Raw genomic sequence first — 26,173 nt, forward strand, 5'->3', positions numbered from 1 at the left:
TTCAAGCTTGAGGCCGGCCGGAGGCCGTGTCTTGATGCAATCGAGGAGGAGCGACATGGCTTTCGAAGCTGCGCTTGGCATGGAACGGCTTTGCACCATCCGGGAGATTGCCGAGAAGGCGGAACTTGGCACCGCCACCGTGCATCGCGCGCTGAAGAACAGCCGCGAGGTCCGCCCCGAAACCAGGCGACTGGTGCTTGATACCGTCTGTCGGCTCAACGAGGAAAAGATCGCCCGCGCTGCCCGGTTCGTCGGGGGATAGTGCCGTGGCCGACCACATGCGCCTTTCCCTCGACATCATGTCGGTCGACCGCGCTTCGGAAGAACCGATGCATCGTCAGATCTACGGCGCCTTGCGACGCTTCATCCTTGACGGCCAGATCCCGCAGAACACGCTGCTGCCGTCGACCCGCTCGCTGGCCGAAGATCTGAAGGTCGGGCGCAACACGGTCATCGCCGCTTATGACCAGCTCCTTGCCGAAGGTTTTATCGAAGCGCGTGCCGGATCGGGCACCTGGGTCGCGCCGATCCAGCAGAACCGCCCGTTAGCGTCCCTGCGCGCCGGACTGGCAGCGCCGCAAAAACTGTCGCGGCGCGGTCAGACCATCGTCAACGGCCCGCAACCGCCGCGCAATGCCGGCGTCATCAATTTCCATCCCGGCGTGCCCGAAACGGCATCGTTTCCGTTTACCATCTGGTCAAGCCTTCTGGTGCGCAATGCACGCAGCCGCGACGAGAGCCTGCTTGGTTATCTCTCCTTTGCCGGCCACCCCGGCCTGCGTCAGGCCATTGCCTCGACCATCGGCCTGTCGCGCGGCATCAGCTGCACCGCCGACCAGGTGATCATCGTCACCGGTGCGCAGGCAGCGCTCGATCTGGTCTCGCGCGTGCTGATGGACGAAGGCGACCATGTCTGGATGGAAGAGCCCGGCTATCTCGGCGCCAAGAGCGCCTTTCTCGCCAGCGGCGCCAAATTGGCACCATTGAAGGTCGACCGGCGCGGCTGGCATCTTGCCGATCCGGAGCTGCCGCCGCCGCGGCTGATCTATGTGACGCCATCCTGCCAATGGCCGTTCGGCACCATCATGCGCATCGAGGAGCGCCTGCAACTGCTCGACATCGCCGAGCGCAACCGCGCCTGGATCGTCGAGGATGACTATGACGGCGAATACCGGTTCCGCGGCCGGCCGGTGCCGGCCCTGCGCGGGCTCGACCACGCCGACCGCGTCGTCTACATCGGCAGCTTCGGCAAGACGCTGATCCCGGCGCTGCGCATCGGCTATCTGATCGTGCCGCGCGAACTGTCGGTGCCGTTCGATCGGGCAGTGAGCATCACCGGCCAGTTCGCGCCGCTGATCCTGCAGGCAACGGTCAACGACTTCATCACGCAGGGCTATTTCGCCACACACCTCAAGCGCATGCGCCGGCTCTACGCGCGTCGGCAGGCGAACTTCGTCAAGCTGTGCCAGGAGCATCTGGCCGAATGGCTGACCGTCACGGAAAACGATTCCGGCATGCAGCTGCTGGCGAGCTTCGTCAGGCCCTACAAGGACAGTGACGTGGTCGCTGCAGCCGTCAAGGAGGGGCTCGACGTCCAGGGCATCTCGATCAACTACCATTCCACTGAACCCGAGCACGGCCTGCTGCTCGGCTATGCGGCGATGGACGAGCGCCAGATCCTGCGCGCCGTGCTGGCGCTGCGCGCCGCATTCCTAAGGTTGGACAGAAGCTAGGGCAAGCGCGTCATCTCGTTCACCGCGGTTGCAACAGTCGCCCGAGGCGATTAGAAATGCGGCATCGGTCCTGGTCCTTCGCCGCGTTCGCGCAAGGAGCCACTCACAAGGCCGAACTCCCCGAAAACCTGAAGCATGCCACCGCCGCTATGGCCCGGCGGCGCTTTCATCTGAACCATGAGGATTGCCATGAGAACCGCATCCTGTGCCTGCGGGCAACTGAGGATCTCCTGTGAGGGAGACCCGCAACTGGTTGCACAGTGTCACTGCCTCGACTGCCAGAAGCGAACCGGCAGCACGTACGGCGTCGCAGCCTTCTTTGCGCGCGACAAGGTAGAAGCCGAAGGCGACGCCAGCACCTACAGGCGATCGGCTCGGAGCGGCCATCACGTCACTTTCCATTTCTGCCCGGGCTGCGGCTCGAGCGTCTTCTGGGAGCCCGAGCGAAAGCCTGAATGGATCGCCGTCGCGGTCGGCTGCTTCGCCGATCCCGCCTTTCCGGCTCCGGCGCATGTTGGGTGGGAAGAACGGCGCCATCCCTGGGTTTCCGGTTAGCGACGCCAACCCGCCAGGGCAGCGCTTTATCCTACTGGTTGATCTCGGGTTCAACGAGCTTCGCCAGATTTCGCAGCGACTCCTGCCAGCCGAGATAGCAGGCCTCGACCGGGATGGCGTCTGGAATACCTGCCTGCGTGATATTCACCTCGGTGCCGACCGACACTTTCTTCAATGTCACGGTCACCTCGATCTCGCCGGCCAGGTTGGGGTCGTCGAACCGGTCGGTGTAACGCAGTTGCTCGTTGGGCACGAGCTCGACATATTCGCCGCCGAACGAGTGGCTGTCGCCGGTGGTGAAGTTGCGGAAGGACATTTTGAACGTACCGCCGACTTTCGCCTCGAAGTGATGAACCGTGCAGGTGAAGCCGTTCGGCGGAAGCCATTTCGCAAGTGCATCCGCCTCGAGGAACGCGCGGTAGACTTTCTCCGGGCTTGTTGTCAGAACGCGGTGCAGCCGTACGGTGCCGGGCATATCGTTAATCCTCCGTGTTGGTGATCGATGCCCCCCTAGGACGAGCGGAGCCCGGCCTATCCGACACGGGCCCGCGGGTTTTTTGACAACCGGTTATGCCGGCCGGAATCCTCGCCCGGCCACCGGACAAGGAACTCGACCGCAGGGTAGCAAACCGCGCCGGATCTGGTCTAGTTCACACTGTCGAACTTCTGCAGATCAACCGGTGCCGCCTTGCGCAATTCGATATCGTCGAGAGAAGCATTCTCCAGCGCCACCCGCGCCGCCGCGTCGATGTTGTGGATCATGTCCTGAATGTCGCTATCGCTGTGCGCCGGGTTCATGGCAATCATCACGGTGCGGTTGAGGATGTCGAGCGAGCGCTTGCCGAGGTCGTCGGGATAATCCAGCCGCAGGCCCTGGTTCTCGGGCAGTGCGTAAGGATTGAGCGCCGGATGATGCGCCCCTTCATGCATCAGCACCTGGTCCCACTGGGTGAAATTGTGACGGCCGGTCTTGCCGGCAACGACGCTCGGAATGGTCCTCGAAAAAGTCTGCGCCGCCTGCTCGCTCGGCAGCAGGTACATCACCTGTGCGGCGCAGTCGTCGTCCGCGCTGTTCATCGGCGACGGCGTCAGCCCAAGATTGCTAAGGTGGCGGGTACCGGCCAGCACCGTCTTCTTCTCGGTCCGCATCGCCTCGATGATGCCGTCCAGCCGGTGGAGCTGGACATTGAGCATCGCCCCCATCAGTTCGGAAGCACGCGCGCCGATGCCGGCGAAGGGTTTGATGCTGTCGCTTCTGCCCTGCCAGTAGAAATGGCAAGGGTCGATGGCGCAGCGCGCCCGCTCCGCCACTTTGGGATCGCTGGTGGCGATGCCGCCGCCCTCGCCCGAGGTCATGTTCTTGAAGTAGTTGAAGGAATAGGCGCCGGCATGGCCGATCGAGCCGAGCTTGCGGCCGTCATAGCCGCCGCCGATGCCTTGGCAGACATCCTCCAGCACCAGCAGACCGCGCTTGGCAGCAATGTCCATGATCGCATTCATGTTGCAGGCCGCGCCCCACATATGCACCGGGATGACCGCCCTGGTGCGCGGCCCGATGGCGTCCCGCAAGGCGATGGGATCGATGGTCAGGCTCTCGTCGATGTCGACGATGACGGGAATGGCCCCGACCGAAAGCACCGCGGTCGCGGTCGCCATATAGGTGTGCGCCGGCACCAGCACTTCGTCCCCCGGGCCGATGCCGAGGCCGATCAGGCCGGCGGCGAGCCCATAGGTGCCGCTGGCGGCCAGCGCGAAATGCTCGACGCCAAGATGCTGCGCATAGCGGGCCTCGAAGCGGTCGCATTCGCTGTCCTTGCCGTAACGAAACAGCGCGCCCGAGCGGATCACCCTGGCAATGGCTTCGATTTCCTCTTCGCCGGCGGTGTACATGACAGGCCTCCAAGTCATTTGGTAAATGTGGGTCGCTCGATGGTGTGGACAGCTGTAGGCTTGTCGGCACAGTTTGAAAGAACCACTCCGCCGCTATTCGACCAAGCCATCTGCGCCCGGACGACGGTTCCTATGAGTGGTTTTGAACCCTGATTGGGGAAATCGGTAGCTAAGTGTCTCAGCCGGCAGGCAAATCGTATCCATCCGAATTCGCCAAAGTGGCCCTGTCGGAAAGCCGGGTTTCGGCGTTCCATTCCGGCCAGTTGGGCAAACGGTCGGTTCCATGAAATACGGGACACACTTTGGAAGACCCTCGAAACCGGTATGCCGGCGGGAAGGCGGCCATTGGTGAACGCCGCCGGCTCCCGCAAACGGATCGTGCTCCACGAGGACGATGTCGGCATGTGCCACGGCGCCAACAGGGCCTTTCTCGAATTGAGCGGGCTGGGTGTCTGCAGTTCCGGCGCGGTGATGGTGCCGTGCCCCTGGTTCCTCGAAATGGCCGAAGGCGCCGCCGCCAACCCCAGCCTTGACCTTGGCGTCCACCTGACGCTGAACAGCGAGAAGCAGCATTACAAATGGCGGCCCTTGACCGCGCCGTCGCGAGCGGCCGGCCTGACCGACGAGTTCGGCTTCTTCTGGCCCGATGTGGCGACCACGCGCCGCAAGGCGGTGCCGCAGGCGGTCGAGGCCGAGCTTCGCGCCCAGATCGACACCGCCTATCGCGCCGGCATCGACGTCACCCATCTCGACGCGCATATGGGCGCGGCATTGTCGCCGGAATTTTGCGAAATCTACATCAAGCTCGGGCTGGAATATCAGCTGCCCGTGCTGCTGACCAAGACGCTCTCCGCCTATTCCCCCAACGACAATCTGGTCGGCGTTACCGAGGAGGCGTTCCAGCGCGGCGTGGCGCTGGCCCGCGCCGGCGGCTTTGCCATTTTCGACGCCGCGATCCAGACAACCTGGGGCCGGCCGCGTTCCAGGCCGATCGAGCCCGCTTACAAAGCGCTCATCGAGGGCGTGCGCGAGGGCCTGACGTTCTTTTGCCTGCATTGCAACGCGCCCGGTGAACTCGAGCTGATCGAGCCGCGCTCCGCCTATATCCGCACCGAAGAGTACGAGCTGTTCCGCGACCAGGGCTTTCGCGACTGGCTCGCCGCCCAGCCGATCGACGTCATCGGCATGAAGCCGCTGCGCGAGGAGCTTCGCGCCACGCTCTCGGCCGGGCGATCATCGACAACGGCCCGCGGCAGCAACGCGAGGGAACAGCGATTGGCGTCGGCAAAGGCCCGCAAAGCGGCCACCCGATCCGCGACGTGAGCCGATCGTCGCGGCCGGAAAACGGCGCCAGAGGGATTGGAACTGCAACGACAAATGGGAGAATAAGATGAAAACTCTTCTGAAAGCGGCATTGGGCGCCTTCCTCTCGGCGGGCCTGATGACTGGCATTGCGTATGCCGCGGGCCTCAAGGATCCGAAGGACGTCCGCATCACCTTCGTGGTGCATGGGTCGGCGTCCGATCCCTATTGGTCGGTGGTCAAGCGCGGCGTCGATGACGCGGCCGCCCTCACCGGCGCCAAGGTCGAATATTACGCGCCGCAGGTCTTCGACGTGGTCGAGCAGGCCCGGCTTCTGGACGCCGCCATTGCCACCAAGCCGGACGGCATCGCCGTCTCCATCGCCGACGCCAATGCACTCGGCAAATCGGTCAAATCCGGGCTTGCCGCCAATATTCCCATGGTGGTTCTGGATTCCGGCGAAAAGGAAGGCGCCGAGCTCGGCACGACGCTCTATGTCGGCACCGTTTCCGAATATGATTCCGGCAAGAAGGCCGGCGAGCGGCTGGCCAAGGAAGGCACGCTGAAGGTCGTTTGCATCAATCACGAGGTCGGCAATGTCAGCCTCGACCAGCGCTGCCAGGGCCTCAATGACGGGCTGAAGCCATCCGGCGGCGGCACCGAGGTTCTGGCCGTAGCGCCCGATCCCGCAGACATCCAGCGCCGCACGGAAGCCTATCTGTCGGCACATCCCGACACGCAGGCCGTCTTCGCGCTTGGCGCCACTGCCGCCAACCCGCTGATCCCGATGTTCCGCGACAAGGAACTGTTCGGCAAGCTCAAGCTCTATACCTTCGACATCAGCCCGGAGGTTCTCGACTCTGTCGTCGCCGGCGAAATGGGCTTCGGCATGGACGCCCAGCAATATCTGATGGGCTATCTGCCGGTGATCTATCTGGTCGAGCAGGCGACGCACGGCTTCTGGCCGCAGAACAACGCCTATACCGGACCGCTGTTCATCGACTCGCCGGAAAAAGCCAAGGCGATCCTGGCGCTCGCCAAAGAAGGCATCCGCTAATGCATGTCGCGCAAAAGTGTGCAGCGGTTTTGCGGTAACGACATGCATCAAAATTTAGGCCAGCGCTCCGACGGAACGGGAGAATGCGCCAAGCGCTCTCCCGTTCGTTCGAAGATTGCGATTTGAGCGATTGGAGAGCCTAATGGCGGTCGTGGAAGACAAGGCGATATCTCCGGGTGAACTGAAGGCGACCGACCGCTTCGACATGACGTCGAAGCGGGCCGCCGGCGCCGACGAACGGTTGGCCAGCACCGGCAAGCTGACCCAGTGGCTGCGCCGGCCGGAAGCCGGTGCCGCCGGTGGGCTGCTTGCGACGATCATCATCTTTGCGCTGCTGCCGGGCGCCGCGAACCTCTATTCGCTGCAGGGGTCAATGACCTTCCTGACGCTGTCGGCGGAGCTCGGCATCGTCGCCACCGCGGCAGCACTCCTCATCATCGCCGGCGAGTTCGATCTTTCGGTCGGCTCCATGGTCGGCTTCGCCGGTGTCGTCATCGGGCTGACGGTGAAGTACTGGGGACTGCCGCTATGGGGCGGCATCGCCTGCGCCTTCGCCGTTGCCATCCTCACCGGCTATCTCAATGGCCTGATCGTGGTGAAGACGCGCCTGCCCTCCTTCATCGTCACACTCGCCACGCTCTATATCCTGCGCGGACTGTCGATCGGCATCACCCGCGCCGTCACCGGCCGCACCCAGATCCCCTACATCCTCGAAGGCGCACCGGATCCGGCGACGGCCGGTATTTTCAACGGCCATCTGCTCACCGGCCTGTTCCACTGGATGGGCGCGCAAGGCTGGATCGCCACCCGCAGCGACGGCATCCCGTTCGTCGCCGGCATTCCGATGTCGATCGTCTGGTGGCTTGGCCTGACGGCGCTGGCCGGCTACGTGCTGACCCAGACGAAATACGGCAACTGGATCTTCGCCACTGGCGGCGACCTGATCGCAGCCCGCAACGTTGGCGTGCCGGTCGATCGCGTCAAGATCAGCCTGTTCATCTACACCGCCTGCGCGGCGACGCTGCTTGCCACCATCCAGGTGATGGAGGCGGGCTCCGCCGACACCACGCGCGGCCTGCTCAAGGAATTCGAGGCGATCATCGCCGCCGTCATCGGCGGCGTGCTGCTCACCGGCGGCTACGGCACCGTCTATGGCGTGCTGTTCGGCGCGCTGATCTTCGGGCTGGTGCAGATGGGCATCTTCTACACCGGCATCGACACTGACTGGTTCAAGGTCTTCCTCGGCATCGTCATCCTGATGGCTGTGCTGGTCAACAACTACATCAGGCTGAAGGCGCTGGGCCGCGGAGGTGGCAAATGACCGAGCCGGCCCAAATGACTGCGCCAGCAATGGAACTGCGCGGCGTCAGCGTCAATTTCGGTTCGGTGCGCGCCCTCCAGGACATCGACATCAAGGTCTATCCGGGCGAGGTCCACTGCCTGCTTGGCGATAACGGCGCCGGCAAGTCGACGCTGATCAAGGTTCTGTCCGGCGTCTACCGGCCGACCAAGGGCGAAATCCTGGTCGACGGCAAGCCGGTCACTTTCCGCAGCCCGCGCGACGCGCAGGAACTCGGCGTGGCAACGGTGTTCCAGGACCTCGGCATGATCTCGCTGATGTCGATCACCCGTAACTTCTTCCTCGGCCGCGAGCCGACCAAAAGCAGCCTGCCCTTCTCGCGCATCGACAAGGAGCGCGCCAACACCATCGCCAGGCAGGCGATGGCCGATATCGGCATCGACGTGCGCGATCCGACGCAAGCCGTCGGCACGCTGTCGGGCGGCGAGCGCCAGTCGGTGGCGATCGCGCGCGCCGTGCATTTTGGCGCGCGCGTGCTGATCCTCGACGAGCCGACCTCCGCACTCGGCGTCCACCAGGCGGCGATGGTGCTGAAATTCATCATCGAAGCGCGCATGCGGGGCCTGGCCGTCATTTTCATCAGCCACAACATCCACCATGCCTATCCGGTCGGCGACACCTTCACCCTGCTCAACCGCGGCCGCAATCGCGGTACCTACGCCAAGTCGGAGATCTCGCGCGACGAGGTCATCTCGATCATGTCGGGCGGCGAGGATCTGAAAGCGGTCGAGGCGGAGATTGCCGGCCTGCTCGCCCAGATCGGCAACCGGCCGCCTGCGGCGCCTTGAGCTGACATCAGGACATTGCGGGGAATGATCCAATGAGCAGGTTACGCGTCGGGGTCGTCGGCGCCGGCATGGTCTCGCAGGTCGAGCATATTCCCAATCTGCTGCGCCTCAGCGAATTGTTCGAGCTGGTCGGGGTCGCCGATCCCTCCAGGATTTCGCGGCAGTTCGTCACCGACACCCATGGCATTGCCAATTTCGAAACGATCGACCAGCTCTTCGACCAACGCCTCGACGCGGTGGTGATCGGCTCGCCGGACCCGCTACATCACGAACAGGTGCTGGCGGCGCTGGCGGTTGGCCTGCATGTCTTTTGCGAAAAGCCGCTTTGCTATTCGCTGGCGGAAATCGCCGAGATCATCGCCGCGCGCGACGCCGCCAGGAAAATCGTTCAGGTCGGCTATATGAAGCGCTTCGATCCGAGCTACCGGCTGGCGCTCGCTTCGCTGCCTGGAACATCAAACACGCTGCGCGCGGTCTCGGTGGAAGTGAACGATCCCGACGCCTGGCCGTTCATCACCCACCAGCCCTACAGGCGCGGCACCGATATCCCCAGCGACCTGATCGCCGCTGTCGCCGCCAAGCAGAAGCGCCAGGTCGAATACGCCATCGATGTCCCCGTGACCAAGCTCGCTTTCCGTGGATTTATCGGCGCTTACAGCTCGGCCTTGATTCACGACGTCAACGCCGTCCACGGCCTGCTCGACGCGCTCGGCGTGCCGGACGGCGAGGTCGTCGGCGCGCAGATCTTTGCCAATGGCGACGGCGGCCAGGGCGCCGTCAAGTTGCTGGACGGGCAGGCGCTGTGGACCATGACCCATCTCACCGTGCCCAAGCTTGCCGACTACAAGGAGCGGATCACGCTGTTCTTCGACGATGCCAGCCTCGAGCTCGAATTCCCCTCGCCCTGGCTCAACCATCATCCGACCCGGCTGACGGTGACGACCTCGGACGGTCACATACTGTCGAAGCGTGATTTGCGCGCCGGCTACGCAGAAGCCTTCGTCGAGGAGATGCGTGGCTTCTGGGCGGCCATCGTCAATGGCGACCCCGTCGTCAACCCGCCCGAACACGCCGCCCGCGACCAGGAGCTGCTCCTCGGCCTGACGTGGCAGCATCTGGCGACCGAACCCTTCGACTGAGCGCTCAATCTGTAGCTGAACGGCCGCTACCTGGACTTGATGACGCTGTCGGTATTGGCCAGCAGCTTGCGCACCGCATTGCGCGCCGCGTCCGGCCGCTGCAGGCGGATGCTCTTCTCGATCGCCTCATGCAGCCTCTGCGCATGCTGCAAATCGTCGAGTTCCCGCGTGGTATAAGCAAATAGATGATCGAATGCCGATTCGATCAGCACGCCGAGCGGCACCAGCAGATCGTTGCCCGAGGCCCGCAGGATGGCGAGGTGGAACCGCGTGTCGGCGCGCGTTCGCTCCTGCAGATTGGTCGCCTCGCCCATCTCGCGGCAGGCCTGGCTGATCTCGGCCATCTGCTCGTCGGTGCGCCGCATCGCGGCAAAGGCGCTGGCCTCCGGCTCGATGATGTGGCGGAATTCCTGCACGGTCCTGAGGAACACCTCGCGATCCGGCGAGGTCGCGTACCAGGCCAGCACGTCGCGATCGAGCAAGTTCCAGCGCTCCTTCGGCTCGACCCAGCTGCCGATCTTCGGGCGCGAGGCAAGCAGGCTCTTGGCCATCAGCATTTTTATGGCTTCGCGCACCGCCGAGCGGCTGACGTCGAAGGTCTCGGACCATTTGGCCTCGTTGGGCAGGATGGTTCCCGGCGGATAGTCGCCGCGCACGATCCTCAGCCCGATCTCGTTGGCGAGCGACGCGTGAACGCTCGACCCCGGCATGCGCGCCGCATCGGCCCGGCGAATATCGCTCGTGCGTTCGGCGAACGCCTCGGCCGCTGTCTTTCCCTTGTTCGGCTTCGCGTCCTGCATAGCTCCACAAAGTCCGGATTTGGAGGCGTGTCAAGGAGATGAAATCGACGGCAATATCTCAGTTTGGTTTTCCGCCTCAGTCCCCTCCCCGACACCGCGCTTTGCCGAGCGCTCACGCCGGAGCGGCACAAACGGCTTCTCTTGGTTCCGATTGAATTCCTCGATCAGGAAATCAAGGAAGGCGCGGATTTTCGGGGCAAGATGCTGCCGTGCCGGATAGACCGCGTAGAGCGTGGTTTCGACCTTTTCCCAGTCATCCAGAGCCGATTGCAGCCGGCCTGCTTTCAGGTCGCTCTCGACATAGGGATAGGGGATCAGGCTGACGCCGAAGCCGGCGCGCAGCGCATCGCGCACGGCAAGGCTTGACGAGACCGTATATCGTCCGTCGATGGCGACCCGCTCGGCGCGGCCGTCCTTGCGGAATTCCCATATGTCCGCATGCCCCGAGAGGCTGAACCGGATGCAATTGGCCGCCTTCAAATCGGCAGGCGTCTTGGGCCGGCCATGCTCCTCGAAATAGGACGGAGCCGCGCAAAGCACGTGCGGCATGACCGCAAGCTTTCTCGCGACCAGGCTGGAATCCTCGAGATTGTCGCTGCCGCGAATGGCCAGGTCAAATCCCTCCCGCACGATATCGACGCGCCTGTCGTCAAGATGCAGATCGAGTTTCAAATCGGGATAGCGCGATAGAAACGCGGGGATGGCAGCCGAAAGCCGCGTCAATGTGACAGTCATCGGCGCGCTGACCCGCAACGTGCCGCTCGGCGCCGTCTTGACCGGGCCGAGGACCTGGTCGGCCCTGGCCAGCGCATCGAGCCCCTGCGTGACATGCTCCAGATAGATTCTGCCTTCTTCGGTCAGGGCCATGCGCCGCGTTGTCCGGTTGATAAGCCGCACCCCCAGATGCGCCTCCAATTCGGCGATGTTCTTGCTGACCGCAGGAGGAGAGAGACCGAGCCGCCGTCCGGCTTCGGCAAAGCTGTTCAGTTCCGCCACATGGCGGAAAACCTGCAACGCCGTCAGGCGATCCATCTCATCATTCTCTTCTAGTAAACAATGTCTTTCAATTATCGCGTATTATCGCTCGTTGGTAAATTCTCTATCTGCTATCCGAACGGCTTGCTCAATTCGGAACGACATGATGACCAACCCCACAATCTCCCTGATCGAGCGGCGCATGTCGGCCAATCGGTTCGATGCCTCGCACGCATTGACGGATGCCGAGGTCGAGGAACTGGCACGCCTCGCAACGCGCGCGCCAAGCGCCTACAACCTTCAGAATTGGCGGTTCATCGCCGTGCGGACGCCGGAAGCAAAGGCGCGGTTGCGCAGCGTGGCCCATGGCCAGGCCAAGGTGCAGGAAGCAGCGGTCACCTTCATCGTCTGCGGCGTACTGCCCGACCACGCTGCCCTCAATGCCAGGCTGCGTCCTTTCGTCGAAGCCGGCTTCATGCCGGCGGATATGGCTTCGGGCTGGCGGGAGGGCGCCCGCGCCCAATATGCCGATCCTCTAGCGGCCCGCGACGAGGCGGTGCGCTCGGCAACGCTCGGCGCTGCAACGCTGATTTTCGCGGCCGAAGCGCTGGGGCTCGTCTCCGGTCCGATGGCCGGCTTCGATGCCGAAGGCGTGGCGCGCGAGTTGGCCTTGGGCGCAATGAAGTGCCGGTGATGCTCATCGCAGTCGGCCGCGCCGCGCCCGGAAACTGGCCGCAAAAGCCGCGTCGCCCCCTTGCCGAAGTACTGGAAATCTTATGAAAACGCACCGTTCCGATCTGTTGCTTACAGCCATTGCACCCGCAATATGGGGCAGCACCTACATCGTCACCACGCAGTTCCTGCCGAACTTTTCGCCGATGACGGTTGCAATGCTGCGAGCCTTGCCCGCCGGATTGCTGCTGCTCGCGATCGTTCGGCAACTGCCGACGGGCATCTGGTGGCTACGCAGTTTCCTGCTCGGAGCCCTCAACATCTCGATCTTCCTGAGCCTGTTGTTTGTCGCCGCCTACCGGCTTCCGGGCGGGGTCGCCGCGACGGTGCTGTCGGTCCAGCCGTTAATTGTGATTTTCCTTGCCGCTGCCATGCTTGGCAGCCCTGTCCGGCCGTTGGCGATCGTCGCCGCCCTTGTCGGGATCGCAGGTGTCGCGTTGCTGGTGCTGACCCCGAACGCGACGCTCGATGCGGCCGGCGTTGCCGCCGGCGTCGCCGGGGCGGCCTCCATGGCCTTCGGAAGCGTATTGTCGCGTAAGTGGCAACCGCCAGTATCGCTGCTTACCTTCACGGCATGGCAGCTGACCGCCGGCGGTCTGCTTCTCGTTCCAGTGGCTCTGCTTTTCGAATCGTCCATCCCGCTCCCGACCGGCGCCAACCTGCTTGGACTGGCGTGGCTCGGGCTGATCGGTGCGGCGCTGACCTATGTCCTCTGGTTCCGGGGCATTGCGCGACTAGAATCCGCAGTGGTGTCATCGCTGCTTTTCCTCAGCCCGGTGACCGCCGTGCTGCTTGGATGGGTATTCCTGGATCAGACGCTGACCTTGCCTCAAATCGCCGGCGTCGTTTTCGTCATCGGCAGCATCTGGCTGGCTCAACGGCCCAATCGGAACGAGGCTTGAGCCTGAGCGGGAAGTTGGTCAGTTTGAAATTTGGCCGCCGGCTTGGTCGATGACGGAAATGAGCTGTTTCGCGAGCATTGCGCGAATCATATTCTCCATCTCACTGATGTCCTCTTCACCTTTGCTAGCAGCCTCATCGGCCATTTCGAGAGCCTCAATGTAATGGCTATTATCGGTCTCGATTTGTTGAGGGATTGTTGGGGACCCCGGCAACACGTAACCCAATTTAGTGCTCAACAATAAGTAGGATAATGCTCGAGAGGTGCGGCCATTTCCGTCAGCAAACGGGTGAATCCAATTCAGCCGCCACATGGCATACGCTGATAGATAAAACGCAGTTCGCTCGTGCCAATTGTCGTTTATGTAATCACAAAATTCGGTTAGGTGCGTTGTCACCAAATGAGGCGGCGGCGGCGAGTGCTTACTCTTGTGGATGCCGGCGGGGTTTTTGCGTATTTCCCCGGGCTCGGCTTCTATTCCCTGAACAGCCTCTCGCTGCAGGTCCAAAATTAAAGGAACCCGAAGGGCGAACGGCCGATCGGGTTCCAAATAGTAACGAATGACATCTAGCGTTAGGTCGTACTGGCGAAATCCATTTTCAATCTCAAGCCGTGTGTTGTGATCGACCGCCACGCTTTACTCTCTACCGGCCGTGGACAGCTTCTCTCGGCACACGATGTGAGATTTCTTCCACCAGTTCACGCGTCACATTGCTATTTTCGATCTTCGTGTTTCCGTACACGAAGCTGTTGCGCTGTTCGTTGCGCTGCTCGTCGTTCATGTGAACGCCCTTTGCTAGCTCAACGAGTCTAGAAAGGTTGTGGTCGCCCATTCGTGCCTCCTGCTGATTTGTCACTAGAACATAGTGCGTACGCAAGAGGTTGCCAATGCGCTAATCGCCACCGGTACGCTTTGTATGGCCCGCGCTTTCCCGCCTTCGGCGCCATCGCTGGTCGGGGCGCGTGAAACTGAGGCACTACCGCCTAGGCCGCCACCTTGTGTCGGCGGATTGTTCGGCACTATGGTCAAGCGGCGGAGGATCTGCCGATGCCACAACGGCCCTATGATGAGCGTCTGCTCCGTCAGGCGTTCGAAGTCGCGCGCCGAGCCCGCGATGCTGGCGAACATCCCTTTGGTTCGCTCCTCGCCGATAAGGACGGCAATGTGTTGCGCGAGCAGCCCAACGGTTACAAAGCCGGCGGGGGCGACCGCACCGCTCACGCCGAAAGGCTGCTGGCCTCGTGGGCGGCGATGAATGTCAGTCTCGAAAAGCTGGCTTCCTGCACCCTCTACACCTCGGCCGAACCTTGCGCGATGTGCTCTGGGACAATCTATTGGGCGGGCATCGGACGGGTCGTCTTTGGGCAGAGCGAACATGACCTCAAGCGGGTAACGGGTGCACATGTCGAGAATCCCACGCTCGACCTGCCCTGCAGGATCGTCTTCGAAGCCGGGCAGCGTCCGACTGAAGTCGTCGGCCCGCTGCTTGCCGATGAAGCGGCGCAACTCCAGGCCGATTTCTGGAAAGACAAGTAGCTCGATTGCCCGCGCGCGGCAAACGCGTGAGCCTAGCCTCATGACGAAAAAATCGGGGCTGGCCCAGTGGCGGCTCCGCGTCAGATCCGCCCGTCAGCCCGTCTTGACGTATTTCCGCCAGCTGTGCTCAGGCCGGAAGCCGAGCATGTCGCGCGCCTTGCGGTTGGAGAGCAGCGTCTCGTATTCGCCGAGATCGCCCTTGACGGGCACGTCGGGATAAAACCGCTTCAAAAGTTCGGCCGTCGGCAGGTCGGACGAGGTGTCGTCATTGGCGGCGTTGAACACCTGATAGCCGAGCCCGTCCTTCTCGATGGCGCGCAGCGTGATCTGGCCGAGGTCGCGCGCGTCGATATAGCTCCAGGCGATGCGCTTGCGGAAACCCGGATCGGCGAACCATTTCGGAAATAGCGAATATTCATGCGGCTCGATGACGTTGCCGATGCGCAGGGCGTAGATGTCGCTGCCATCGCGTTGTGCAAACGCCCGCGCGGTCTTCTCGTTGACGACCTTGGACAGCGCATAGCTGTCCATCGGATCGACGTCGTACTCCTCGTCGAGCGGGAAATACGTCGGATCGCGCGGTTCGTTGGCGAAGACCAGGCCGTAGGTGGTTTCGCTGGAGGCGATCACCACCTTGCGGATGCCGAGCTTCACCGCGGCCTCGATGACGTTGTAGGTGCCGAGCGCGTTGATGCGGAACACCTCGTTGTCGGGCGTGATCATGATGCGCGGGATCGCCGCGAAATGCACCACGGCATCGACCGGCTGCGTGCGCAGCGACGGGTCGAATTCATGCAGGCCCATATAGCTCGACAGCGCGTTGAACACCTGCCCGCTGTCGGTGATGTCGGTGATCAGCGTGCGCACCTTGGGATTGTCGAGCGGCTTGGTGTCGATGTTGAGTACCTGGCAGCCCTGCTCGACGAGATACCGCACGACGTGGCGCCCGGCTTTGCCGCTGCCGCCGGTGAACATAATCCGCTTCGTCATTTTGCTCTCCCTGGAATTCATGTGTATTGTCAGACAATATCGAACTCTGCAATCGCCTGCCATGGCATGCGGCAAAAACCCGCTTCAACAATTCGCCGGCAAGCTGCAGCGCCGTCATCCATCATTGCAAGATAGGACGAAACGACATGAACACGACCGCCGCGAGCGAAAAGATTGGCTTCATCGGGCTTGGCCTGATGGGGCACGGGATCGCGAAGAACATCGTCGACAAGGGCTATCCGCTGACGTTTCTCGGCCGCAAGAACCGCGCGCCGGCGCAAGACCTGCTCGGCCGCGGCGCCAGGGAAGCGGCGACCTCGCGCGACGTCGCGGCGGCCTCCGACATCGTCTTCATCTGCGTCACCGGCTCGCGCGAGGTCGAAGCCATCATCAGCGGCCCAGGCGGCCTCAAGGAAGGCCTGAAGCAGGGATCGGTTGTCGTCGACTGCTCGACCTCTGATCCCGTTTCGACGGTGGCGCTGGCCGCCGAACTCAAGGGGCTAGGCGTCGATTATGTCGATGCCCCGCTCAGCCGCACGCCGAAGGAAGCCTGGGAAGGCACGCTCGACGCCATGGTCGGCGCGCCCGACGCGGTCTTTGCCCGGCTGAAGCCGGTGCTCGAAACCTGGGCCGGGCGCATCGTCCATATCGGCGACACCGGCGACGGCCACCGCATGAAGCTGCTCAACAACTTCATTTCGCTCGGCTACGCCGCGATCTATTCCGAAGCGCTGGCGCTGGCGCAGAAGGTCGGCATCTCGCCGCCGCGCTTCGACAGCGTCATCCGCAACGGCCGCATGGATTGCGGTTTCTACCAGACCTTCATGCGCTGGACGCTGGAAGGCGACCGCGACGCCCACAAATTCACCATCGCCAACGCCTTCAAGGATCTCACCTATCTCGAGTCGATGGCGGGTGCTGCCGGCATCGCCAACCCGCTCGGCAACGCCACCAAGAACGCCTTCGCCGGCGCCTTCGCGGCCGGCCCCGCCGACCAGTACGTGCCGATGCTGGCCACGCATATCGGCAAGGTCAACGGCGTCGACCTGATGCCGACCAGGGACGGCAAGAAGCAGACGATCTGAGAACGTTGAGATTAACGCCTGGGAGTGTCGCACAACTGTAGACGTTCGCTGCCGACCAGCTACAGCCGCCAATCTCCAACGCTGGCGATTAGCCACATGACACCACACCTTCGTCATCCCAGGGCGGAGCAGCAGCGAAGCGACGTCGCGCAGACCCTGGGATCCATGCCGTGAGATCAGCCGAAGAATGCAGCGCGGCTCAGAACGGCGCTTGTATCCGCCATTGCGCTCGTTGCCCTTCCACCATGACCGCGAGCCAGAAGCTGCTGAAGCGCTGGCTCCGCCAATGGAAGACCGAATTGATCGAGACGACCAGTCGCAGAGTGCTTCGAGCTTTTTCGCAGGACGGGGGTGGCAGCGTTTGGTTCTGGTCCGCTGGAGCACTGCCGCAAGGTAACGGGTCTGCGCCGCGTCGCTTCGCTCCTTGCTCCGCCCAGGGATGACGAAGGGAGGGGATGACGAAGGGAGGGTTTCGGCTAATCTCCTAAATTTGCGATTTGCGACTGACGGGAACGATCGACCTTCGTTGCTGGTTGACCCGACTTACACGCAGTTGGCCGAGAAACGATCGAATCAGCGCCGAAACCGGCCGATAACGTCGTCGGTATTGGCGAGAAGTCTGTGCACCAAAGCACGCGCACTTCCGATCGGAAGAAGCCAAAAACAAAAAACCCGCCTCGGTGGGCGGGTCGTCGGCGCCAATTCGCACCATACCCAAATTAGTAGCATAGCTGCCGGCACAAATCAAGAACAAAGTACATTGCGACGATAAAAACCGAATTCCTGTCCCACCCGAGTTCGCCAGCCCTGTGCAACCATCACCGCCGCGACCGGCCGATAACGTCGTCGGTGTTGGCGAGAAGTCTGTGCACCGCGGCACGGGCTGCAGCCGGCCGCTGCAGGCGGATGTTCTTCTCGATTGCCTCGTGCAGCCTCTGCGCATGCTGCTGGTCGCTGGTTTCGCGCGTGACGAAAACAAACAGGTGATCGAGCGCCGATTCGATCAGCACGCCGAGCGGCACCAGCAGATCGTTGCCCGAGGCCCGCAGGATGGCGAGGTGAAACCGCGTGTCGGCGCGCGTTCGCTCCTGCAGGTTGGTCGCCTCGCCCATCTCGCGGCAGGCCTGGCTGATCTCGGCCATCTGCTCGTCGGTGCGCCGCATGGCGGCAAAGGCGCTGGCCTCCGGCTCGATGATGTGGCGGAATTCCTGCACGGTCCTGAGGAACACCTCACGATCCGGCGAGGTCGCGTACCAGGCTAGCACATCGCGATCGAGCAGGTTCCAGCGCTCCTTCGGCTCGACCCAGCTGCCGATCTTCGGGCGCGAGGCAAGCAGGCTCTTGGCCATTAGCATTTTTATGGCTTCGCGCACCGCCGAGCGGCTGACGTCGAAGGTCTCGGACCATTTGGCTTCGTTGGGCAGGATGGTTCCCGGCGGATAGTCGCCGCGCACGATCCTCAGCCCGATCTCGTTGGCCAGCGACGCATGCACGCTCGAGCCGGGAAAGTGTGCGGCGTCGGCGCGCCGAACGCCGGCCGGCCGCTCAGCCTCTGCCTTCTTGGCGGGTCGCTTTTTTGATGTCGCGTCCGGCATTCGTATTCCCCGGCAGCTGCTTGTCGAAAGCCTGAATTCAGGGCACGACAAGGCAGCGGCCTACGCTCCAAAGCAGCGTCGCCTCGTGCGTTTGTATGGACGATGCGTAACGGGGCGCCCGTCGGGCGCCCCGTAATTGCCGACCTACTTCTGGATGCAGGTGTCGACAGTATCCTTGGTGCATTCGTCGAGGCCGGTGAACACCGGATCGGCCACCGGCTTGCCTTCGATCAGGTCGATCATCACCGAAGGCGCCTTGTAGCCCATCTCGAACGGCCGCTGGCCAACCAGTGCGGTCACCAGCCCGTCACGAGCAATCGCCACCTCGTCGCCGATCGTGTCGGCGGCGCCGATGACGAAGGCGTTGCTGGCGATCTTGTCGGCCATCGGCTTGAACAGGTCGCGATAGGGCTGCGGAGCGCCGAACAGCGGCCAGCCGCCCATGATACCGAAGGCGTCGAGATCGGGATTGGCGGCGAGGATGTCGGTCATCGCCTGCACGCCCTTAGCGCCGTCGTCATTGGTGAACACCGGGCAGCCGGCAACTTCGGTCCAGCCGCCTTCGCCCGCCAGCGCCGCGAGGCCGTCCTTGCCTGAAAGCGCGTCACGCATGCCCTGCGCGCGGCGCAGGATGTTGTCGGCCGCCGGATTGCCTTCGATGGTGCAGATCTTGCCGCCATTCGGCTTGGCCTTCTTGATGTATTCGCCGATCTTGTGACCCATCAGGTAGTTGTCGGTGCCGAGATAGGTCTTGCGCAGCGCCGCGTCTTCCTTGCTGAGGTCGGCGTCGACGGTCATGATCGGGATCGACGGATTGGCGCTCTTGATCGTCTGCGCGATCAATGGCGCGTTCGACGGCGAAATCGCCATCGCCACCGTGTCGGGCTTGCTCAGCATGTCCTGGACGATCTGGGCTTCACCGGCCTCATCCGAGGTCGACGCCGGTCCGGTGTAGAAGCACTCATATTCCGAGCTGGCGTTTTCCTTGTTCCATTTCTCGCAGCCCTGGTGGATGGCCTCGAAGAATGGATTGTCGAGACCCTTCACGACGATGACGAGCTGTTTCTTGGCCATGGCCGGCCCGGCACCCAACGCCATGACGGCGGCGGCAGCGAGCAATAGTGATTTCCTCATGTCAGTCCTCCCTTTTGAAACAAACGGACACCGCGTGCCCGCCACACACAGATCGACCCGGAGCAAGATGACAGAGGATGTCGCACTCGTGCCGCCAAGCCAGGTCGATAAGCATTTTCATATTCAGTCTCAGACAGGCACCGACAGATAGCGCCGGTTGCCAAATCCCTGACCGACAAACCCTCACCGATTCCTTCCGGCAACCCGGTGGCTCGGCGCAAGCTCCTCCGACACTTAGCTAATATCGCCTTGTCACCGACGTCAATGCTATTTGTCCTACAAAACTGATTTTTCGAAAGAAGCCGTGGTTGACGCCAAGAAGGCTTATGCGTAAATGGGCGAAATCGCTGCTTCCGGGAGGAACTGGGAAGAGCGAAAGGCCGCGGTAGAACCGCAGGCCCCAAAGCACGGGGAGGCAAGAAGGCTGGTGGCGGTTCTCGAACTCACCAACATCTCGAAGCATTTTGGCGCCATCCAGGCGGTCAACGACGTTTCGTTGTCGATCGAGGCCGGACAGGTTGTCGGCCTGATGGGCGACAACGGCGCCGGCAAGTCGACGCTGGTCAAGATGATCGCCGGCAATTTCCCACCGAGCCATGGCACGATGCAGATGGACGGCAAGGAGCTGATCCTGCACAAGCCGGTCGAGGCGCGCCAGCACGGCATCGAAATCGTCCATCAGGACCTGGCGCTGTGCAACAATCTGACGGCCGCCGCCAACGTCTATCTCGGCCGCGAATTGCGCCGCGGCCTCGGGCCGCTTCGCATCCTCGACTATGCCGCGATGTACAAGCGTGCCGGCCAGATCTTCGCCGAGCTGAAATCCGAAACGCGCCCGCGCGACCTGGTCAAACAAATGTCGGGCGGCCAGCGGCAAGCGGTGGCGATCGCCCGCACCATGCTTTCGCAGGCCAAGATCGTGCTGATGGACGAGCCGACGGCGGCGATCTCGGTGCGCCAGGTCGCCGAGGTATTGAACCTGATCCGCCATTTGCGCGACCAGGGCATCGCCGTCGTGCTGATCAGCCACCGCATGCCCGACGTCTTTGACGTTGCCGACCGCGTTATCGTCATGCGGCGCGGCCGCAAGGTCGCCGACAAGACGATCGCATCGAGTTCGCCGGAAGAAGTCACCGGACTCATCACCGGCGCCATCGAACAGGTATGACCCACGCCTCAACCATGAGTAAAAAAGGTCGATAATGGCAGTCACCCTTGATCAGACGATCGCGCAAAAGCAGCACACCTTGCTGAGCAAGGTGTTTGCCAGCCAGACCTTCTGGGTGGTGATCGCGGTCATCCTCGCCTGCCTGTTCCTGTCGATGGCCACGGATTCCTTCGCCACGACCAAGAACCTCTACAACATCACCCGCAACGTCACCTTTGTCGCCATCGTCGCGCTCGGCATGACCTTCGTCATCATCACGGGCGGTATCGACCTGTCGGTCGGCTCGGTGCTTTGCCTTTGCTCGATGGTGCTGGCCGTGACCATGCATGCCGGCTACGGCATCGAGATCGGCATTGGCGCCGCGATCGCGACAGCGCTGATCATCGGCGCCTTCAACGGGGTTCTGATCGCCTATCTCGGCTTTCCGCCCTTCGTGGTGACGCTCGGCATGCTGTCGATTGCGCGCAGCCTTGCCATGGTCGCGTCCAACAACACCGTCGTCTTCCAGTTCGGGCCGGACCACGACAAGCTGCTGGCGCTGGGCGGCGGCGCATGGGTGTTCGGCATCGCCAATCCGGTGCTCTACATGATCGTGCTGGCGTTGATCACCGGCTTTGTGCTGCGCTGGACGAAATTCGGCCGGCACATCTTCGCCATCGGCGGCAACGAGCATGCGGCGACGCTGACCGGCGTTCCGGTGCGCCAGATCAAGGTTGTCGTCTACATGATCTCGGCATTGGCGGCTGGGCTTGCCGGCATCATCCAGACCGGCTGGCTGGGCGCGGTCACCACCAATCTCGGCAACGGCATGGAGCTTCAGGTGATCGCCGCCACCGTCATCGGCGGCGCCAACCTGGCCGGCGGCATGGGCACCGCTTTCGGCGCGGTCGTCGGCGCGGCGCTCATCGAGGTCATCCGCAACAGCCTCGGCCTGCTCGGCATCAATGCCTTCTGGCAAGGCGTGTTCATCGGCGGCGCCATCCTGCTCGCCGTGCTGTTCGACCGCATCCGCAATTTCAGGCGCAACGACTGAATATTCGGCCGGATCTCGACGCCGAAGCGGATCGTTCGCTAGTCGAATTGCCGGCCCCGAGGCCTCGCTGGCGCTGGTCGCCGGCCGACGGCATCGGTCTTGCCATAGCGGCCTGGAAACGCTCGCCGTCCTCCTATCGCCGAGTCTGAAAATCCGCCGGTGCGGCGCATGGCCGGCGCCCGGGCGTGCACATGCGTCTTGACGCAAGCCCAAACTGAGCCGCACAATCGCCCGCAGCAGGCGAAGGGAGGCCAGTCGCCTGCGGGAGGATGTACCCATGACGGAAGCGATCAGGCTCTACTGGGGCCGGTTCGGACATGTTTCTGTCCTGAACGTCGCCAGCGACTTCGTCACCCATGCCCATGTCGAGGCGCATATCATCATCTGGCTGGAAGGCACCGCCGGCGAGATGACCATCGGCCGCGAGACGGTGCGGCTTGGACCGGGCACCGCCGCCGGCATCAATTCCTTCCAACCGCACAGCCACGCTCTGTCCCGCGACGGCACGCCCGGCCTGTTCCTCGCCTTTTACATCGATCCGGACTGGGCACGGAAACGCCGCGAGCTGCCTTCCGCCGCGCCGCTGTTCTCCGCCCCGGCAATCACGCTCGAGCCTTGGCTGCACAAGGCAGCGGCTAACCTCCTCGACCATCTCAGCGACAATGAGAGCATCGACGACATCGCCAATTACGAGATCGAGCGCTTCATCGACAGCGTGCTCGATGCCGCCGACGCGTCCGCACCGCAGACCGTGCGTGCCCGCGTCAACACCATGCAGGACTTCCGCGTCCGCAAGGCGATCCAGCTGATGAAAGCCAATGTCTGCGAGCGCATCTGCTTCGACGACGTGGCGCGCAGCGTCGGCCTGTCGCGGCCGCATTTCTTCGCGCTGTTCAAGGAACAGACCAATCTGACGCCCAACGTCTATTGGAACACGCTGCGCATGGAGGAAGCGGTGCGGCAATTGCAATGGTCGCAGGAGCCGCTGATCTCGGTCGCCTGCAATCTCGGCTTCACTACCCAGGGCAATTTCTCGCGCTTCTTCCGCGACCATGTCGGCGTCCCGCCGACGCTTTACCGCGAGGCGGCGTGGGCGATCAGCTGAGCGCCCGTTTTTCAGACTATTTGATAGGCGTTCAAGACGCATTGATAAGCGCCGCCAAGTCCGCCGCCCTACCCTCCCACGCAGCTGATTTGCGAGGGAACGATCAAATGGCGAAAGTCACCATCTCCAGCGTCATCGACGCGCCGGTCGAAAAGGTCTGGGCGCGCATACGCGACTTCAACGGCCTGCCGACCTGGCACCCGCGCATGGTCGAAAGTCATATCGAGGATGGCAAGGATGCCGGCACGATCGGCTGCATACGCAATTTCCAGCTCGCCAGCGGCGCCCGCCTCCGCGAAAAGCTGCTCGATTTCTCCGACGAGAATTTCCTCGTCAGCTACTCCATCCTGGAGACGCCGCAGCCGCTCACCAACCACAAGGCGACGCTGCAGTTGCGACGGGTGACCGACGGCGACCGTACCTATGCCGAATGGACCGCCAGCTTCGACGCGCCCCCAGAGGAAGCCGACAAGCTGGCCGAAGGCATGGGCGCAAACGTCTTCCAGGGCGGCTTCAACGCTCTGAAAGCCCATTTTGCCGGCCAAGGTTGAACTGGACTGTGCTGACAAACAGGAGCGTTCCATGACGCTTGCACTGCAGACTTTCCCGACAGTGAAGGACGCCGGCGCGGCGCTGAAAGCCGCTGGCGCCCGCTATCTCGGTGGCGGCACGCTGGTCGTTCGCGCCGCCAATGAAGGCGATGTGTCGATCTCCGGTTTCGTCAGGTCGACCGAACCGGCGCTGTCGGTCATCCGCATTTCCGGCGGCGAGGTGCGCATTGGCGCTTCGGTGACCATGGCGGCGATCGCCCGCCATCCGAATCTCGCCCCCCTGGCCCACGCCGCGCGCGTCGTCGGCGGACCGGCGATCCGCAACATGGCGACGGTCGGCGGCAATCTCTTCGCGCCGACACCTTACGGTGATTTCACCGTTGCGCTGCTGGCTCTGGACGCAACCGTCAGCACCGGTGACGGCGAGCTGCCGATTGAGACATTCCTGGCAAAGCGCGAGAGCAATGACGCCATCGTCACGGCGGTCGGCTTCACGCTGCCGAAGGAAGGCGGGTTTCGCTTCCTGAAAGTGTCGCGGGTCAAGCCAAAGGGCGTCTCGGTGCTGAGCATCGCAACCGTGCTGGAACAGGCGCCGGACGGAACCGTGTCGTCAGCGCGGATCGCGTTCGGTTGCATGGCCGATCGGCCGATCCGTGCCAGGGCGGCGGAGAAAGCCCTGATTGGCCGGAATCTCACCGCCGAAGGCATCGCGCCGGCGCTGGCTGTCGCCCGCGACGGCACTTCGCCCCCAACCGATCCAATCGCCAGTGCCTGGTATCGCAACGAAGTCCTGCCGGTCCATCTCGGCCGGCTGCTGGTCGCCTGAGAGGCCGTGGCGCGTATGTCCGCCTGGCTGCGGCGCAAGGAGTAAAAAAAGATGGCAAAGGTCCCGGTTCAGTTCACGCTCAATGGTGCCGAAAAGGCCGAATTCATCGACAGCGGCACGACGCTGCTTCATGCGCTGCGCGACAAGATCGGCGACACCTCGCCCAAGGGCGGCTGCCATCAGGGCACCTGCGGTGCGTGCTCGGTCATCATCGATGGCGAACTCCGGCTCTCCTGCCTGACGCTGGCAGAGGCCTGCAATGGTGCGACTATCACCACAACATCAGGGCTTTCGGAAGGCGGCGTGCTGCATCCGCTGCAACGCGCTTTCCTCGACGCTTTCGCCACCCAATGCGGTTTCTGCACACCGGGCATGATCATGGCCGCCAAGGTGCTGCTCGATCACACGCCGAACCCCAGCCGCGAGGACGTGGTCGAGGCGCTTTCGGGCAATATCTGCCGCTGTACCGGCTACGAGCCGATCATCCAGGCGGTGCTGACCGCCGCGCAGTCCAATTCGCAGAACGCGGCTTGAGGGGAGTTAAGAAAATGGAACTCCGCAAGAGCTATTTCGCCGACCAGCGCAAGGACGATCTGCACGAGATCGGCCAGCCGCGGCCGCGTTCGGATTCACCCGGCCATGTCACCGGCAAGACCACCTATTTCGCCGACCGCAATTTTCCCGGCATGCTGCATTTGAAGATGGTGCGCAGCCCGCACCACCACGCCCGCATCCGCAGCATCGATACATCGGAAGCGGAAAAACATCCGGGCGTCGTCAAGGTGCTGACCGCCAAGGATGTGCCCCACAATGTCTACACCATCCTGATCCTGATCCAGATCGGGCCGGAGGACGAGACGGTGCTGGCCGACGGCAAGGTGCGCTGGAAGGGCGAGGCGGTGGTGGCGGTGCTGGCCGAGACCGAGCGTGCCGCCCAGGAAGCCGTCGCCAAGGTCAAGGTCGATTACGAGGTGCTGCCGGCCGTCTTCGACATGGACGAAGCACTGAAGCCCGGCGCGCCGATCGTCAACGAATATCACGGCCGCAATTATTACCTCTACGACAGCGGCGAATGCCGCAAGGTGCGCTTCGGCGATGTCGAGGCAGGCTTTGCCGGAGCCGACCACGTGCTCGAACAGACCTACCAGTCTTCACCGATCGAGCATGCGCCGACCGAGACGACTGGCTGCATCGTCGCACCCGAGGGTAACGACCGCTTCACCTGCTATACCAACACGCAGGCGATGTTCTTCACCCTCGACAACACCTCGATCATCCTGCAGATGCCCGGCAACAACCTGCATTTCGTCGGCGGCACCGTCGGCGGCGGCTTCGGCGGCAAGGTCGACGTCATCGTCGAGCCGATCGCCATCCTTGGCGCCAAAATAACAGGACGACCGGTCTGTTTTATCTACAGCCGCGAGGAAGAGATGCAGATTTCCTCGCCGCGCGCCGCCGAGAAGGTCGTCATCAAGGACGGCGTCATGAACGACGGCCGCATCGTCGCGCGCAAAGTGACCGGCTACACCGATGCCGGCGCCTATTCGCGCCATTCGCCCTACGGCGCGCAGAAGGGCGCAGGCCACTATCCCGGCCCGTATACGATCCCGAACGTCTGGATCGACACTTATTGCGTCTACACCAACCGCACCCCGTCCTCGGCGATGCGCGGTTTCGGCGTCACCATCGGCGATTTCGCGCTGGAGGTGCAGATGGACAAGCTCGCACGGCTGATCGGCATGGACCCGCTCGAATTCCGCTTCATCAACGCCTACCGCGACGGCGACATGAAGGCGCATCGCCAGCCGACAGAGGGAGCGGCGCTGATCGAATGCATGCAGGAAGCCTCACGCGCTGCCAACTGGCCGGTGGCGGAGAAGTTCATGGCGATGTCGTCTTACGCGAAGGGAGCTTGAG

Annotated in this window: 27 protein-coding genes and 1 pseudogene; 19 read left to right on the plus strand and 9 right to left on the minus strand. The window is 63.0% G+C overall.

Going from position 1 to position 26,173, the window contains the following annotated elements; translation table 11 throughout:
- The first annotated feature begins 55 nt into the window (after positions 1-55).
- From NKH17_RS09205 to NKH17_RS09215, 3 genes are all read left to right on the plus strand, one after another.
- Complete coding sequence (locus tag NKH17_RS09205; protein ID WP_254819080.1) at positions 56-262, plus strand: LacI family DNA-binding transcriptional regulator; 207 nt, start codon at positions 56-58, stop codon at positions 260-262.
- A 4-nt stretch (positions 263-266) separates the two neighbouring features.
- Positions 267-1,733 carry a rhizopine catabolism transcriptional regulator MocR gene (gene mocR, locus NKH17_RS09210; protein ID WP_352799420.1) on the plus strand — a complete coding sequence of 489 codons (1,467 nt, stop codon included), beginning with the start codon at positions 267-269 and terminating at the stop codon, positions 1,731-1,733.
- Between the two features lie 189 nt (positions 1,734-1,922).
- A complete protein-coding gene (locus tag NKH17_RS09215; RefSeq protein WP_352644841.1) occupies positions 1,923-2,288 on the plus strand; it encodes a GFA family protein in 366 nt (121 codons plus the stop codon).
- A gap of 31 nt (positions 2,289-2,319) precedes the next feature.
- On the opposite strand, the gene NKH17_RS09220 is transcribed toward NKH17_RS09215, so the two are convergent.
- Both NKH17_RS09220 and NKH17_RS09225 read right to left on the minus strand, forming a co-directional pair.
- Positions 2,320-2,763 carry an SRPBCC family protein gene (locus tag NKH17_RS09220; RefSeq protein WP_023675820.1) on the minus strand — a complete coding sequence of 148 codons (444 nt, stop codon included), beginning with the start codon at positions 2,761-2,763 and terminating at the stop codon, positions 2,320-2,322.
- Between the two features lie 170 nt (positions 2,764-2,933).
- Positions 2,934-4,178, minus strand: coding sequence for a DegT/DnrJ/EryC1/StrS family aminotransferase (locus NKH17_RS09225; RefSeq protein WP_352900568.1), 1,245 nt, complete (start codon positions 4,176-4,178; stop codon positions 2,934-2,936).
- 348 nt (positions 4,179-4,526) lie between these two features.
- On the opposite strand from NKH17_RS09225, the gene NKH17_RS09230 reads away from it, so the two are divergent.
- The 5 genes from NKH17_RS09230 to NKH17_RS09250 all read left to right on the plus strand — a co-directional run bounded on the left by NKH17_RS09230 (position 4,527) and on the right by NKH17_RS09250 (position 9,824).
- A complete protein-coding gene (locus NKH17_RS09230) occupies positions 4,527-5,501 on the plus strand; it encodes a polysaccharide deacetylase family protein (RefSeq protein ID WP_352900565.1) in 975 nt (324 codons plus the stop codon).
- Between the two features lie 67 nt (positions 5,502-5,568).
- Positions 5,569-6,537, plus strand: a complete 969-nt coding sequence (locus NKH17_RS09235; protein WP_352882452.1) for a rhizopine catabolism ABC transporter substrate-binding protein — start codon at positions 5,569-5,571, stop codon at positions 6,535-6,537.
- 205 nt (positions 6,538-6,742) lie between these two features.
- Positions 6,743-7,858: an ABC transporter permease gene (locus NKH17_RS09240; RefSeq protein WP_352491125.1), complete on the plus strand. Its 1,116-nt coding sequence runs from the start codon at positions 6,743-6,745 to the stop codon at positions 7,856-7,858.
- A 14-nt stretch (positions 7,859-7,872) separates the two neighbouring features.
- Positions 7,873-8,685 (plus strand): ATP-binding cassette domain-containing protein, encoded by an 813-nt coding sequence (locus tag NKH17_RS09245; protein ID WP_254819104.1) that lies wholly within the window; start codon positions 7,873-7,875, stop codon positions 8,683-8,685.
- Positions 8,686-8,717: 32 nt separating this feature from the next.
- Complete coding sequence (locus NKH17_RS09250; protein WP_352970610.1) at positions 8,718-9,824, plus strand: Gfo/Idh/MocA family oxidoreductase; 1,107 nt, start codon at positions 8,718-8,720, stop codon at positions 9,822-9,824.
- A gap of 26 nt (positions 9,825-9,850) precedes the next feature.
- On the opposite strand, the gene NKH17_RS09255 is transcribed toward NKH17_RS09250, so the two are convergent.
- Together NKH17_RS09255 and NKH17_RS09260 are read right to left on the minus strand one after the other, a co-directional pair.
- Complete coding sequence (locus NKH17_RS09255) at positions 9,851-10,624, minus strand: FadR/GntR family transcriptional regulator (RefSeq protein ID WP_352900559.1); 774 nt, start codon at positions 10,622-10,624, stop codon at positions 9,851-9,853.
- Between the two features lie 30 nt (positions 10,625-10,654).
- Complete coding sequence (locus NKH17_RS09260; RefSeq protein ID WP_352475452.1) at positions 10,655-11,656, minus strand: LysR family transcriptional regulator; 1,002 nt, start codon at positions 11,654-11,656, stop codon at positions 10,655-10,657.
- Positions 11,657-11,765: 109 nt separating this feature from the next.
- Here NKH17_RS09260 and NKH17_RS09265 point away from each other — a divergent pair.
- Positions 11,766-12,379, plus strand: a pseudogene (locus tag NKH17_RS09265) (nitroreductase family protein).
- Positions 12,376-13,233, plus strand: a complete 858-nt coding sequence (locus NKH17_RS09270) for an EamA family transporter (RefSeq protein WP_352475454.1) — start codon at positions 12,376-12,378, stop codon at positions 13,231-13,233. Before NKH17_RS09265 ends, NKH17_RS09270 begins: the two are co-directional and overlap by 4 nt.
- 18 nt (positions 13,234-13,251) lie before the next feature.
- Here NKH17_RS09270 and NKH17_RS09275 read toward each other — a convergent pair whose 3' ends face one another.
- On the minus strand, positions 13,252-13,866 hold the full coding sequence (locus NKH17_RS09275; RefSeq protein WP_352900553.1) for a Fic family protein: 615 nt from the start codon (positions 13,864-13,866) through the stop codon (positions 13,252-13,254).
- A 10-nt stretch (positions 13,867-13,876) separates the two neighbouring features.
- Positions 13,877-14,065: a hypothetical protein gene (locus tag NKH17_RS09280; protein WP_352475456.1), complete on the minus strand. Its 189-nt coding sequence runs from the start codon at positions 14,063-14,065 to the stop codon at positions 13,877-13,879.
- Positions 14,066-14,280: 215 nt separating this feature from the next.
- On the opposite strand from NKH17_RS09280, the gene NKH17_RS09285 reads away from it, so the two are divergent.
- Positions 14,281-14,769: a nucleoside deaminase gene (locus tag NKH17_RS09285; RefSeq protein ID WP_254819093.1), complete on the plus strand. Its 489-nt coding sequence runs from the start codon at positions 14,281-14,283 to the stop codon at positions 14,767-14,769.
- 93 nt (positions 14,770-14,862) lie between these two features.
- Here the strand turns inward: NKH17_RS09285 and NKH17_RS09290 are convergent, their stop codons facing one another.
- Entirely contained in the window at positions 14,863-15,759 is an 897-nt protein-coding gene (locus NKH17_RS09290; RefSeq protein WP_352475457.1) for an NAD-dependent epimerase/dehydratase family protein, read from the minus strand.
- 146 nt (positions 15,760-15,905) lie between these two features.
- On the opposite strand from NKH17_RS09290, the gene NKH17_RS09295 reads away from it, so the two are divergent.
- The gene (locus NKH17_RS09295; protein ID WP_352900550.1) at positions 15,906-16,844 is read left to right on the plus strand and encodes an NAD(P)-dependent oxidoreductase; all 939 of its coding nucleotides are present in this window, start codon (positions 15,906-15,908) and stop codon (positions 16,842-16,844) included.
- 818 nt (positions 16,845-17,662) lie between these two features.
- On the opposite strand, the gene NKH17_RS09300 is transcribed toward NKH17_RS09295, so the two are convergent.
- On the minus strand, positions 17,663-18,439 hold the full coding sequence (locus NKH17_RS09300) for a FadR/GntR family transcriptional regulator (RefSeq protein WP_254820534.1): 777 nt from the start codon (positions 18,437-18,439) through the stop codon (positions 17,663-17,665).
- Positions 18,440-18,583: 144 nt separating this feature from the next.
- Positions 18,584-19,573, minus strand: a complete 990-nt coding sequence (locus tag NKH17_RS09305) for a sugar-binding protein (RefSeq protein WP_254820533.1) — start codon at positions 19,571-19,573, stop codon at positions 18,584-18,586.
- Between the two features lie 427 nt (positions 19,574-20,000).
- Here NKH17_RS09305 and NKH17_RS09310 point away from each other — a divergent pair, with 427 nt between their 5' ends.
- The 7 genes from NKH17_RS09310 to NKH17_RS09340 all read left to right on the plus strand — a co-directional run bounded on the left by NKH17_RS09310 (position 20,001) and on the right by NKH17_RS09340 (position 26,172).
- Entirely contained in the window at positions 20,001-20,741 is a 741-nt protein-coding gene (locus NKH17_RS09310; protein WP_023675804.1) for an ATP-binding cassette domain-containing protein, read from the plus strand.
- A gap of 34 nt (positions 20,742-20,775) precedes the next feature.
- A complete protein-coding gene (locus NKH17_RS09315) occupies positions 20,776-21,774 on the plus strand; it encodes an ABC transporter permease (RefSeq protein ID WP_352900545.1) in 999 nt (332 codons plus the stop codon).
- Positions 21,775-22,051: 277 nt separating this feature from the next.
- On the plus strand, positions 22,052-22,879 hold the full coding sequence (locus tag NKH17_RS09320; RefSeq protein ID WP_352900542.1) for a helix-turn-helix domain-containing protein: 828 nt from the start codon (positions 22,052-22,054) through the stop codon (positions 22,877-22,879).
- A 107-nt stretch (positions 22,880-22,986) separates the two neighbouring features.
- A complete protein-coding gene (locus NKH17_RS09325; protein WP_352475461.1) occupies positions 22,987-23,430 on the plus strand; it encodes an SRPBCC family protein in 444 nt (147 codons plus the stop codon).
- A gap of 31 nt (positions 23,431-23,461) precedes the next feature.
- Positions 23,462-24,256, plus strand: a complete 795-nt coding sequence (locus NKH17_RS09330) for an FAD binding domain-containing protein (protein ID WP_352900538.1) — start codon at positions 23,462-23,464, stop codon at positions 24,254-24,256.
- 51 nt (positions 24,257-24,307) lie between these two features.
- Positions 24,308-24,790 carry a (2Fe-2S)-binding protein gene (locus NKH17_RS09335; RefSeq protein ID WP_352644876.1) on the plus strand — a complete coding sequence of 161 codons (483 nt, stop codon included), beginning with the start codon at positions 24,308-24,310 and terminating at the stop codon, positions 24,788-24,790.
- Positions 24,791-24,804: 14 nt separating this feature from the next.
- The gene (locus tag NKH17_RS09340) at positions 24,805-26,172 is read left to right on the plus strand and encodes a xanthine dehydrogenase family protein molybdopterin-binding subunit (RefSeq protein WP_352900535.1); all 1,368 of its coding nucleotides are present in this window, start codon (positions 24,805-24,807) and stop codon (positions 26,170-26,172) included.
- Position 26,173 lies beyond the last annotated feature (1 nt).

This window comes from Mesorhizobium sp. M1334 (assembly GCF_040317995.1).
Classification (GTDB): Bacteria; Pseudomonadota; Alphaproteobacteria; order Rhizobiales; family Rhizobiaceae; genus Mesorhizobium.

Bases quoted from the DNA above. Each gene is read 5' to 3' on its own strand.
- NKH17_RS09205 (WP_254819080.1), top strand. From the start codon at position 56: ATGGCTTTCGAAGCTGCGCTTGGCATGGAACGGCTTTGCACCATCCGG.
- NKH17_RS09215 (WP_352644841.1), top strand. From the start codon at position 1,923: ATGAGAACCGCATCCTGTGCCTGCGGGCAACTGAGGATCTCCTGTGAG.
- NKH17_RS09220 (WP_023675820.1), bottom strand. From the start codon at position 2,763: ATGCCCGGCACCGTACGGCTGCACCGCGTTCTGACAACAAGCCCGGAG.
- NKH17_RS09225 (WP_352900568.1), bottom strand. From the start codon at position 4,178: ATGTACACCGCCGGCGAAGAGGAAATCGAAGCCATTGCCAGGGTGATC.
- NKH17_RS09235 (WP_352882452.1), top strand. From the start codon at position 5,569: ATGAAAACTCTTCTGAAAGCGGCATTGGGCGCCTTCCTCTCGGCGGGC.
- NKH17_RS09240 (WP_352491125.1), top strand. From the start codon at position 6,743: ATGACGTCGAAGCGGGCCGCCGGCGCCGACGAACGGTTGGCCAGCACC.
- NKH17_RS09245 (WP_254819104.1), top strand. From the start codon at position 7,873: ATGACTGCGCCAGCAATGGAACTGCGCGGCGTCAGCGTCAATTTCGGT.
- NKH17_RS09250 (WP_352970610.1), top strand. From the start codon at position 8,718: ATGAGCAGGTTACGCGTCGGGGTCGTCGGCGCCGGCATGGTCTCGCAG.
- NKH17_RS09255 (WP_352900559.1), bottom strand. From the start codon at position 10,624: ATGCAGGACGCGAAGCCGAACAAGGGAAAGACAGCGGCCGAGGCGTTC.
- NKH17_RS09260 (WP_352475452.1), bottom strand. From the start codon at position 11,656: ATGGATCGCCTGACGGCGTTGCAGGTTTTCCGCCATGTGGCGGAACTG.
- NKH17_RS09270 (WP_352475454.1), top strand. From the start codon at position 12,376: ATGAAAACGCACCGTTCCGATCTGTTGCTTACAGCCATTGCACCCGCA.
- NKH17_RS09280 (WP_352475456.1), bottom strand. From the start codon at position 14,065: ATGGGCGACCACAACCTTTCTAGACTCGTTGAGCTAGCAAAGGGCGTT.
- NKH17_RS09285 (WP_254819093.1), top strand. From the start codon at position 14,281: ATGCCACAACGGCCCTATGATGAGCGTCTGCTCCGTCAGGCGTTCGAA.
- NKH17_RS09290 (WP_352475457.1), bottom strand. From the start codon at position 15,759: ATGACGAAGCGGATTATGTTCACCGGCGGCAGCGGCAAAGCCGGGCGC.
- NKH17_RS09295 (WP_352900550.1), top strand. From the start codon at position 15,906: ATGAACACGACCGCCGCGAGCGAAAAGATTGGCTTCATCGGGCTTGGC.
- NKH17_RS09300 (WP_254820534.1), bottom strand. From the start codon at position 18,439: ATGCCGGACGCGACATCAAAAAAGCGACCCGCCAAGAAGGCAGAGGCT.
- NKH17_RS09305 (WP_254820533.1), bottom strand. From the start codon at position 19,573: ATGAGGAAATCACTATTGCTCGCTGCCGCCGCCGTCATGGCGTTGGGT.
- NKH17_RS09315 (WP_352900545.1), top strand. From the start codon at position 20,776: ATGGCAGTCACCCTTGATCAGACGATCGCGCAAAAGCAGCACACCTTG.
- NKH17_RS09320 (WP_352900542.1), top strand. From the start codon at position 22,052: ATGACGGAAGCGATCAGGCTCTACTGGGGCCGGTTCGGACATGTTTCT.
- NKH17_RS09325 (WP_352475461.1), top strand. From the start codon at position 22,987: ATGGCGAAAGTCACCATCTCCAGCGTCATCGACGCGCCGGTCGAAAAG.
- NKH17_RS09330 (WP_352900538.1), top strand. From the start codon at position 23,462: ATGACGCTTGCACTGCAGACTTTCCCGACAGTGAAGGACGCCGGCGCG.
- NKH17_RS09335 (WP_352644876.1), top strand. From the start codon at position 24,308: ATGGCAAAGGTCCCGGTTCAGTTCACGCTCAATGGTGCCGAAAAGGCC.
- NKH17_RS09340 (WP_352900535.1), top strand. From the start codon at position 24,805: ATGGAACTCCGCAAGAGCTATTTCGCCGACCAGCGCAAGGACGATCTG.